This window comes from Janthinobacterium sp. LM6, assembly GCF_002002885.1.
GTDB lineage: Bacteria > Pseudomonadota > Gammaproteobacteria > Burkholderiales > Burkholderiaceae_D > Janthinobacterium > Janthinobacterium kumbetense.
In genome coordinates this window covers 2,787,284-2,796,817 of the sequence record NZ_CP019510.1, presented here as the reverse complement: position 1 = coordinate 2,796,817, position 9,534 = coordinate 2,787,284, and the positions used below count along the sequence as shown (strand labels likewise).

7 protein-coding genes are annotated in these 9,534 nt (G+C 66.0%); 1 reads left to right on the top strand and 6 read right to left on the bottom strand.

Features of this window, described 5'->3' with window-relative positions; translation table 11 throughout:
* Window positions 1-11: 11 nt before the first annotated feature.
* On the bottom strand, window positions 12-3,050 hold the full coding sequence (locus BZG29_RS12485) for a CHASE domain-containing protein (protein ID WP_077403043.1): 3,039 nt from the start codon (window positions 3,048-3,050) through the stop codon (window positions 12-14).
* Between the two features lie 113 nt (window positions 3,051-3,163).
* Window positions 3,164-4,084, bottom strand: a complete 921-nt coding sequence (locus BZG29_RS12480; RefSeq protein WP_077403040.1) for a LysR family transcriptional regulator — start codon at window positions 4,082-4,084, stop codon at window positions 3,164-3,166.
* A gap of 108 nt (window positions 4,085-4,192) precedes the next feature.
* Between BZG29_RS12480 and BZG29_RS12475 the strand changes: the two genes are divergently transcribed.
* Window positions 4,193-5,185 carry a cyclase family protein gene (locus tag BZG29_RS12475; protein ID WP_150130887.1) on the top strand — a complete coding sequence of 331 codons (993 nt, stop codon included), beginning with the start codon at window positions 4,193-4,195 and terminating at the stop codon, window positions 5,183-5,185.
* A 1-nt stretch (window position 5,186) separates the two neighbouring features.
* On the opposite strand, the gene cobA is transcribed toward BZG29_RS12475, so the two are convergent.
* The 4 genes from cobA to BZG29_RS12455 all read right to left on the bottom strand — a co-directional run bounded on the left by cobA (window position 5,187) and on the right by BZG29_RS12455 (window position 9,534).
* Complete coding sequence (gene cobA / locus BZG29_RS12470) at window positions 5,187-5,957, bottom strand: uroporphyrinogen-III C-methyltransferase (protein ID WP_077403036.1); 771 nt, start codon at window positions 5,955-5,957, stop codon at window positions 5,187-5,189.
* A gap of 14 nt (window positions 5,958-5,971) precedes the next feature.
* Window positions 5,972-7,162: a CmpA/NrtA family ABC transporter substrate-binding protein gene (locus BZG29_RS12465; RefSeq protein WP_253192863.1), complete on the bottom strand. Its 1,191-nt coding sequence runs from the start codon at window positions 7,160-7,162 to the stop codon at window positions 5,972-5,974.
* Window positions 7,163-7,319: 157 nt separating this feature from the next.
* Window positions 7,320-7,958, bottom strand: coding sequence for an ANTAR domain-containing protein (locus tag BZG29_RS12460; RefSeq protein WP_034777888.1), 639 nt, complete (start codon window positions 7,956-7,958; stop codon window positions 7,320-7,322).
* 76 nt (window positions 7,959-8,034) lie between these two features.
* On the bottom strand, window positions 8,035-9,534 hold the full coding sequence (locus tag BZG29_RS12455) for a CoA-acylating methylmalonate-semialdehyde dehydrogenase (RefSeq protein WP_077403029.1): 1,500 nt from the start codon (window positions 9,532-9,534) through the stop codon (window positions 8,035-8,037).

The following is a 9,534-nucleotide window of genomic DNA, read 5'->3' as shown; positions in this document are numbered from 1 at the left end:
CGCTGCCTGCGTCAGGGGGCGTCGCTGGCGGCAAATTCCACGGAAATTTGTTCCGCCACCTGCGCCAGCGCCGGCCCCAGGGCCGTCAGCAAGGCGCGCGCCTGCTGCAGGTCGCCGCCAAGGCGCAAGCCTTCGATCGACGCGCACAGGCCGGCAAAGGCATGGGCGCCGACGGCCAGCGCCGACGATTTGCTGCGGTGTCCCAGGTCGGCCAGGCGCCCCAGGTCTTCCAGCGCCATGGCTTGCTCCATTTCGGCGATGCCGTCGCGCGCCGTATCGAGAAACAGCTGGGTGTACTTGCGCATCTTCACGGGGTCATTGCTGAACGTGAGCGCCAGGGTGGCCAGGTCGAGAATCGCCGTATCGCGCAAGTCCGGCGAAGCGGCTGGTGGCGGCGCTTTCGGCACCGCCACCAGCCTGTCGCCCGCGCGCGCATGGCCGATGCCGCCGATGCCGCCACGCAGGCGAAACCATTTCGCCAGCAGGTGGAACAGCAGATTCGGGGCGATCGGCTTGGTCAAAAATTCGTCCATGCCGGCCGCCAGGCAGCGGGCGCGGTCTTCGCTGCCCGCATTGGCCGTCATGGCGATCACCAGCAGGCCGGCAAGCTGCGGGTCGGCGCGGATGCGGCGCGTCGCCTCGAAACCGTCCATCTCCGGCATCTGCACGTCCATCAGCACGCAGTCGTAGCGCCGGTGGGCCAGCAATTCCAGCGCTTCGCGGCCATTGCAGGCGACGCAGACGGTGGCGCCGGCGTCTTCCAGCAATTCGCAGCCCACCTGCTGGCTGAAGACGTTGTCTTCCACCAGCAGGATGGATGCGCCGCGTATCACGCCCAGCACTTCCGGTTCCACTTCGGCGATGCGCTCGTCGCTGGCCTGCGCGCTTTTCTCCAGGCGCGCCGTGAACCAGAAGGTGCTGCCCAGGCCAGGCTGGCTGTACACGCCCACCTTGCCGCCCATGAGCTCCACCAGCTGCTTGCTGATCACCAGCCCCAGGCCGCTGCCGCCATATTTGCGTGTGGTCGACGGGTCGGCCTGGTGGAAGGAGCGGAACAGCTGCGCCACCTCTTCCTGATTCATGCCGATGCCCCGGTCCTGCACTTCGAAGCGCAGCATGCCGTGGCTGCCCCGCTCCTCGGACTGGCGCACGCGCACGAAGATGCTGCCATTGTCGGAAAACTTGATGGCGTTGCTGGTCAGGTTCAGCAAGACCTGCTCCAGGCGCAGCGGGTCGCCGCGCCAGCGCTGCGGCAGTTCCGGCGCGATATCGAACTGCAGCGCCAGGCCCTTGACAGCGGCCGCGTCGCCGAGCTGGCTGGCGATGTTCGCCAGCAGGGTATCGAGACGGAAGTCCAGCACTTCCAGTTCCAGCTTGCCCGCCTCGATCTTGGAAAAGTCGAGGATGTCGTTGATCAGACCCAGCAAGTGCTGGCCCGAGTGGAAGATTTTCTGCAGATAGTCGCGCTGGCGCGCATCGGCCACGGATTTCAGCGCCAGGTGCGCCATGCCGATGATGCTGTTCATCGGCGTGCGGATTTCATGGCTCATGTTCGACAGGAAGTCGCTCTTGGCCTGGCTGGCCGCGTCGGCCTGTTCCTTCAGGCGGTGCAGTTCCGTCACGTCGGTGGACAGGCCGATCAGGCCCGTGACGGGACCGGGCAAGCCCAGCGGCACCTTCACGCTCCACAGATGATGCACCTGGCCCTGCGCATCGACGAAGCGCTCCTCGCCGACGAACTTGGCGCCGCTGTCGAACACCTGGCGCTCCGTGCGCTGCACGGACGCCGCCGCATCGCCGAGCATCAATTCGCCATCCTGGCGGCCGATCAGCTGCTCCACCGAACGGCCCAGTATCTTCGCCGTGCGCGCATTCACGTAGCGGTAGCGCAGGTCGGCATCCTTCATGTAGACGTAGGCGTCGACGCTGTCGAGCACCGTATCGAGCAGGGTGCGCTGCGCCACCGCATTGCGGCGCGAACGGTACAGGGTAAAGATGTAGCCATAAATGAGCAGGGTGCCGGCCACGCCGACAGCCAGCGCCAGCCACGGGAAATAACGGTCGAAGGGGCTGTACAGCTCCGCCTTGCGCACGCGGAAATGGGCTTTCCACAGGCCGCCCTGGTAAGCCACGGGCAGCACCTGGTCGAAATAGTCGGCATCGCTGCCCGGTTGCGGCGGCGCCGCCGCCAGGTCGCCGTCATCGTTGAACAGCAGGCGGTCCTGCGGCGTGATGCGCAGGGCGCCATCGGTGGGCGTCGCTTCGGCGGCGCTGTACAGGGTCAGGTGCAGCGGCTCCAGGGCGCTGCGTTCGAGCGCGCTGTGCACCAGCTGCGCCACGCCAAAGCCGATGCCGACGGAACCCTGGTAGGCGGCGCGGCGCTCGGCCACGCTGCCTTGCGGCATACCGTTGCGGTACACGGGCAGGCGCATGCCCAGGCCCACGTGCGCGGGCGGCCCCTTGATCATGATCACCTGGCCAGACGCGCTGACCTCGCCGCTGTCGCGCGCCTGCGCCAGGGACTGCGCTACCAGCGGGTTGGCGCCGATATCGACGCCCATGCGTTCGGCCAGCAGGGAATCGGGTTCCAGGTAGGTGAGCACCGCGTATTCCGGCCGCTCCCCCGCGGGACGGATGGTGAAGGCGGGATAGCCGCGCGGCGCCAGGCTGGTGTCGCGGCGCACGGCCTCGATGAAGGCGGCGCGCCGCGCCGACGGGACGGCCACCGCATAGTTGACCGATTCGATGGCCGGGAACTGGCGCGCGATATCGAGGCCGGCCACGTAATCGTGGAACTGCCGGCGCGTCAGCTGCTCGCTGGTGCGAAACAGGGCTTCGAGGCCGCGCAGCAGGTCGGAATAGCTTTTTACGCGCGTGATCAGGCTATGCTGGGCGCCATGCGTGAGGTTGTCGAAACGCTGCTCGGCATCGTCATCGACCGTGCGCGCCGCGCCCGCATACAGGGCGCCGCCCACCGCCAACGCCAGCAGCAAGCCACCCGCCCATATCCTGATGCCTGATCCCGCCCCGCCCTTGCTCAAAGTGTGCATTGTCGATCGCTTATTCCGGTTTCCTTGAATGGGCGGCGCCCCGGCCGCCCAGCAAGTACGAGGATACTATCAAAGCCCCTGCCCGACGCGCTTGTGGAAGAAAAAAAGCGCGTTCAATGGTTGCCCTGGAAAACACCTGGCGCCTGGGCACCCCGCAGCGCCCCGGCCAGGAAGTCGCAAAAGGCGCGCACCTTTTCCTGCACGTGGCGTCCGTCGGGCGTCAAGGCATACACGCCGCGCCTGGCCATGCCGTGCGACGGCAGCACGCGCACCAGGGCGCCGCTGGCCAGCAGCGGCGCGGCGACAAACGACGGCAGCGCGCCCACGCCGATGCCCGCCGCCAGCATGTCGGCCAGCAGCAGGCTGCTGTCGGCGGAAAAGCGCACGGGCAGGACGATGCTGCTGCTCCCTTCCGGGCCGGCCAGCTGCCACACGCCGGGGCTGTCGGCCAGCCGGTAAGCCAGGCAATCGTGACCGTGCAAGTCCTGCGCCAGCCGGGGCGTGCCGCACCGCGCCAGATAGGCGGGCGATGCGCAGATCATCTGCTCGACATCGCCCAGGCGGCGCGCCACCAGGGTCGAATCGGCCAGCGCGGCGCGGATGCGCAGCGACACGTCATAGCCCTCGCCCACCACGTCGCGCAGGCGGTCGTCCAGGGTCATCTCGATTCTCACTTCCGGGTAGCGCGCCATGAACACCGGCAGCAGCGGCGACAGCACCTTCAGGCCAAACGACAGCGGCGCATTCACGCGCAAGCGCCCCGCCACCTTGCCGGTGCAGCCGCGCGTGGCCAGTTCCAGCGCGTCGATTTCATCGAGCAGGCGGCAGCATTCCAGATAGTAGGCGCGCCCGCCATCCGACAGACTCATGCGTCGCGTCGTGCGCACCAGCAGCACTGTACCCAGATGCGCCTCCAGCTGGCGCACCTGCTTGCTGATGGCCGCCGCCGACTGGTTCAGATCCAGCGCCGCCTTGCTGAAGCTGTCGCGCTCGACCACCTTGCGAAACACGCGCATGTGCGCCAGGACATCCATGATTCTTTCCTTGTGGTTGAATATCTTATTATTTTATCGCTGATTATCATTGGAATTGAAAATAATATGATGGCGGCTTCTTCATTCATGTCACGCAAGGAGTACCCCATGTTCAAACCATCCGCCACCCTGGCCACCCTGCTGCTGGCGCTGCTGGCCGGCGCAGTGCAGGCCGCCCCGGCCGCCGCCCTGCCCGAAGTGGGCATCAGCCCCTGGGGGCCGAAAGACGAGATCGGCCGCCTGAACCTGATGACGGCCGCCTCGCGCGCCGCCATCCTGGCGCGCATCGACGGCGGCAAGAGCTACGACCTGGCCGTCGATTTCTATGTCGGCATGCCCAGCTGGCAGGCGGCCGGCGACCCGCCCTACCAGATGTGGATGACGCACACGCCGAAGGGCAACGTGGTGGCCGACTCGATGAACGTGGGCGAACAGATGAACCGCCACGTCAGTTACACGGGCTCGGCCGTGTCTATGTATGCGCACATGGGCACGCATATCGACGCCCTTAACCATTTCGGCTTGAACGGCAAGATCTGGAACGGTTTTACGGAAGAGCAATACCTGGGCGACCGGGGCTGGACCGTGACGGGCGCGGAAAAACTGCCGCCCATCGTCGCGCGCGGCGTGCTGATCGACGTGGCCGTGGCCAAGGGATTACAGCAACTGCCCGACAATTACCGCGTGACGCGGCAGGATTTGCGCGCGGCGCTGGCGCAACAGAAGGTGACGCTGGCAAAAGGCGACGTGGTGCTGATACGCACGGGCCGCATGCAGCACTATGAGCAGGCGCAAGCCTATATGGCGAATCCGCCCGGCCTGTCGCTCGATGCGGCGAAATTCCTCGTGGAAGATGGCGGCGCCATGGTGGTGGGGGCGGACAACCTCAGTTTCGAGGCGTTTCCCTCCGAAGTGCCCGGCAATTACCTGCCCGTGCACACGTATCTGCTGGCGCAGCAGGGCGCGCCCATCCTGGAACTGGTCGACCTGGAAGGCTTGTCGCGCGACAAGGTCTACCAGTTCGCCTTCATCGGCGCCTCCTTGAAATTCCGCGGCGGCGACGCGGCGCCCATCCGTCCCGTGGCCCTGCCGATCCGCTAAATCACACGGCCGCGGCCAGCAAGCCCTGTGCGCCATGGTCGTCCCAGGCATCGGCGCAGCGCACCACCTCGCCCACGACGATGATGCTGGGGCTGCCCAGGCCGCTGGCCAGCAAATCGTCCGGCAAGCGCTGCAAGGTGCTCAGCAACTGGCGCTGGGCGGCCAGGCTGGCCGATTGCACCACGGCCACGGGCGTGCCGGGCGCCATGCCGCCAGCCAGCAAGCCGGCCTGGATGGCCGCCACCCTGGCCACGCCCATGTAGATGACGAGCGTCAGGCCGCTTTGCGCCAGCGCAAGCCAGTTCGGCTCGGACGCGCTATCCTTGCCGTGGCCCGTGACGAAAATGGCGCCCTGGCTCCAGCCGCGGTGCGTCAACGGCACGCCGATGCTGGACGGTGCGGCCAGGCCGCTGCTGATGCCCGGGATCACCTCGACGGCCACGCCGTGGCTGCGCAGGTAGGCGCGCTCTTCGCCGCCGCGCCCGAACAGATACGGGTCGCCCCCTTTCAGCCGTACCACGTGCAGGCCGGCGCGCGCTTCGGCCAGCATCAGGCGCTCGATGAACGCTTGCGGCGTGGAGGCACAGCCGCCCCGCTTGCCCACCTCGACCACGCGCACGCCTTGTGCCGCATGCGCGAGGATGGCCGGGTTGACGAGGTCGTCGATCAGCACCACGTCGGCCCGCGCGATGGCTTTTACTGCCTTGATGGTCAGCAGGTCCGGGTCGCCGGGACCGGCGCCGACCAGGGTCACGCTTCCAAGTTGCGCCATGATGAACTCTCCAATCAGAAAAAATGGCCGATGGCAAACGACGCCGCGTACGCTTCCGGCGCGCTGCCGTCCCACACGACGCCGTCGCACAGGGTCGAGCTGCGCAGCGGTGATGCCGGCAAGGGCGTGGCCGTCATTTCCGCCGCCTGGCGGTACAGGTCGATGCGGTTGACTTGCCTTGCCACCGCCAGGTAATCGGGTTCGTCGCGCAGCAAGCCCCAGCGCCGGTGCTGGGTCATGAACCACATGCCGTCCGACAGGTAGGGAAAATTGACGGCGCCGGCGCCGTAAAACTTCAAACCGTGCGCCTCGTCCCACGTCTTGCCCAGGCCGTCCTGATAATGGCCGAGGATGCGCGGCGCCAGCGTTTCCTGCAGCGTATTCAGATAAGCAGGCTCGGCCAGGGTGGCCGCCATGGCCAGCCGGTTGGCATCGCTGGCGTCGATCCAGCGGCCCGCCTCGAGCACGGCGGCGATCAGGGCGCGGCAGCTGTTCGGATGCTGGTGCGCAAACGCGGCGCTGGTGCCCAGTACCTTGCCCGGATGGTCGGGCCAGATGGCGCCGCTGGTGGTGGCCGTCACCCCCACGCCATCGACGATGGCCTTGTAGCCCCACGGCTCGCCCGCGCAAAAGCCATCCATCTGGCCCGCGCGCAAGGCGGCCACCATCTGCGACGGCGGCACCGTCATCACGCGCGCGTCGCGCAGCGGATCGATGCCCTGCGCGGCCAGCCAGTATTGCAACAGCATCGCGTGGTTGCCGGTTGGGAAAGTATGCGCAAACGCAAAGGGCCGCGCCGCGGCGCGCATGTGCCGCGCCAATGTGGGGCCATCGTGGGCGCCGTCGCGCGCCAGCGCCGCCGACAGGGTCACGGCCTGGCCGCTGTGATTGAGATTCATCAAGACGGCCATGTCGTGCCGCTGCCCGCCGATGCCCATCTGCACGCCATACACGAGACCGTACAACACGTGGGCCGCATCGAGTTCGCCGTTATTCAATTTGTCGCGCACGCCGGCCCACGACATTTCGCGGCTCAGTTCGATCTTGATGCCGTATTTTTCATCCAGGCCCAGCTTCGACGCCATCACCAGCGAGGCGCAATCGGTCAGCGGCAGGTAGCCGATGCGTATCGTCTGTTTTTCCGGCTGCAGGGTCCGCGCCACTTGCGCGCCCTGCCCTGTCTCTTTGCCCATTTGCTCTGTCATACCATTCCTTGCTGATAAGTACTGTTTTGCCGCGCCGCCATGGGCAAGGTCATGCTGTTCCAGCAGCAAGGACCGTGCCCGTGCATGCCCGGCTCATGGCGGCGGGAAACGCACCGCAATGGTGCGCTGCACCAGCATGTATCAGAAAATGGACGTTTCATCCCAGCAAGTCCTCCACGTCGAGGATGCGCTGGGCGATCTCTGCCAGCTTGAGTTTCTTGTTCATGGCCATGCTGCGCAAGCGCTGGTAAGCCTGCTCTTCCGTCAAGCCGTGATGCGTCATCAACAGGCCCTTGGCCCGCTCGATCACCTTGCGCTCCAGCAACTTGTGTCGGGTGTCGAGCAATTCGGCGCGGAGTTTTTCTTCCTGGCGAAAGCGCGCCAGCGCCACGTTCAGCACCGGTTGAATGCGCTCGGCCTGCAAGCCGGCCACGATATACGCGGACACGCCGGCCGCCATGGCCGCATCGATGCTGGCCGTGGCGCCGTCTTCCGTAAACAGCACGATGGGGCGGCGCTCGTCGCGCGTGGCGATGACGATGTGTTCGAGCACGTCGCGCGCATCCGATTCGGCATCGATGATGATGAGATCAGGCTGCAACTGCGCGATGCGCTCGGGAAGGTAGAGGTCGGCTGGAAGCGAGGCGACGATGTCGTACCCCGATTCCAGCAAGCCGATGCGCAAGGCATTGCCGCGCTGCACCTGCGCAGCCAGGGCCGCATTCTCGTGCACGCCGTGCTCGACAATGGTGTTGACGACAACGATGCGCAAAGGCTGGGTACGGCTGGACGTCATGGGAGCGATCTGCAATGGCTAAATAGTTAACCATTGCATCAAGCAAGAAGCGAACCAGCGGGTTTTACAGCGGATTTTACTTCAAGGTCGGCATGGCAAACTCGGCCCCGGCAGCCGTCGAGGCCGGCCAGCGCTGCGTCACCGCCTTCTGTTTCGTGTAGAAGCGCACGGATTCCGGGCCATGCGCATGGTGGTCGCCGAACAGGCTGCGCTTCCAGCCGCCGAAGCTGTGGAAAGCCATCGGCACGGGAATCGGCACGTTCACGCCCACCATCCCTACCTGCACGCGGTGCGTGTATTCGCGCGCCGTGTTGCCGTCGCGCGTGTAGATCGCCGTGCCGTTGCCGTACTCATGCGCATTGACAAGGTCCAGCGCGGTGGCGAAATCGGGCACGCGCACGATACAGAGCACGGGGCCAAAGATTTCCTCTTGATAGATCGTCATCTCGGGCGTGACGTGGTCGAACAGGCTGCCGCCGAGGAAAAAGCCCTTTTCATGGCCGGGCAGCACGAAACCGCGCCCGTCACTGACCAGCCTGGCGCCTTCCTTGACGCCCGTGGCGATATAGCCGGCAATCTTGTCCTTGTGTACCTGCGTCACCACGGGGCCCATCTCGGCCGACAGATCCATGCCCTGCGTGATCTTTAACGCCGCGATGCGCGGCACCAGCGCTTCGACCAGCTGGTCCGCGACATTGCCGACCGCCACGACGACGGAAATGGCCATGCAGCGCTCGCCCGCCGAACCGAAGGCGGCACCCATCAGGGCGTCCACCGTCTGGGGAATATCCGCGTCGGGCATGACGACCATGTGGTTTTTCGCGCCGCCGAGCGCTTGCACGCGCTTGCCCTGCGCGCAGCCGGTCGCATAAATATACTCGGCAATCGGCGTGGAACCGACGAAACTGACGGCGCGCACGTCCGGGTGGTGCAATAACCCATCCACGGCCTCTTTATCTCCCTGCACCACGTTGAAGACGCCGTCGGGCAAGCCCGCGTCCGTCAACAGCTGCGCCAGCAGCAGGCTGGCCGACGGGTCGCGCTCCGACGGTTTTAATACGAAGGTATTGCCGCAGGCAATCGCCATCGGGAACATCCACATCGGCACCATCACGGGAAAGTTGAACGGCGTGATGCCGACGCAGACGCCGAGGGCCTGGCGGATCGACCAGGCGTCGATGCCGCCGGCCACTTGCTCCGAATATTCTCCCTTCATCATTTGCGGGATGCCGCAGGCAAATTCCACCACTTCGATGCCGCGCGTCACTTCCCCTTTCGCATCCGTGAACACCTTGCCGTGCTCGGCCGTGATCAGGGCTGCCAATTGATCCGCATGTTCTTCCAGCAATTCCTTGAACTTGAACATGACACGGGCGCGGCGCAAGGGGGACGTTTGCGACCAGGCGGGAAAGGCCGCGTGGGCGGCGGCCACGGCCGCGTTCAGCTCGGCAGGCGTCGCCAGCGCCACCCTGGCCGTCACGGCGCCCGTGGCGGGGTTGAACACGTCGCTCGTGCGCTCGGAGCGCGAGGCCATGGGGTTGCCACCAATAAAGTGGCCGATTGTCGGGGTCGTCAT

Coding starts and splice junctions, on each gene's coding strand:
- BZG29_RS12455 (WP_077403029.1), bottom strand. CDS start 9,534: ATGACGACCCCGACAATCGGCCACTTTATTGGTGGCAACCCCATGGCC.
- BZG29_RS12465 (WP_253192863.1), bottom strand. CDS start 7,162: ATGACAGAGCAAATGGGCAAAGAGACAGGGCAGGGCGCGCAAGTGGCG.
- cobA (WP_077403036.1), bottom strand. CDS start 5,957: ATGGCGCAACTTGGAAGCGTGACCCTGGTCGGCGCCGGTCCCGGCGAC.
- BZG29_RS12475 (WP_150130887.1), top strand. CDS start 4,193: ATGTTCAAACCATCCGCCACCCTGGCCACCCTGCTGCTGGCGCTGCTG.
- BZG29_RS12485 (WP_077403043.1), bottom strand. CDS start 3,050: ATGCACACTTTGAGCAAGGGCGGGGCGGGATCAGGCATCAGGATATGG.
- BZG29_RS12480 (WP_077403040.1), bottom strand. CDS start 4,084: ATGGATGTCCTGGCGCACATGCGCGTGTTTCGCAAGGTGGTCGAGCGC.
- BZG29_RS12460 (WP_034777888.1), bottom strand. CDS start 7,958: ATGACGTCCAGCCGTACCCAGCCTTTGCGCATCGTTGTCGTCAACACC.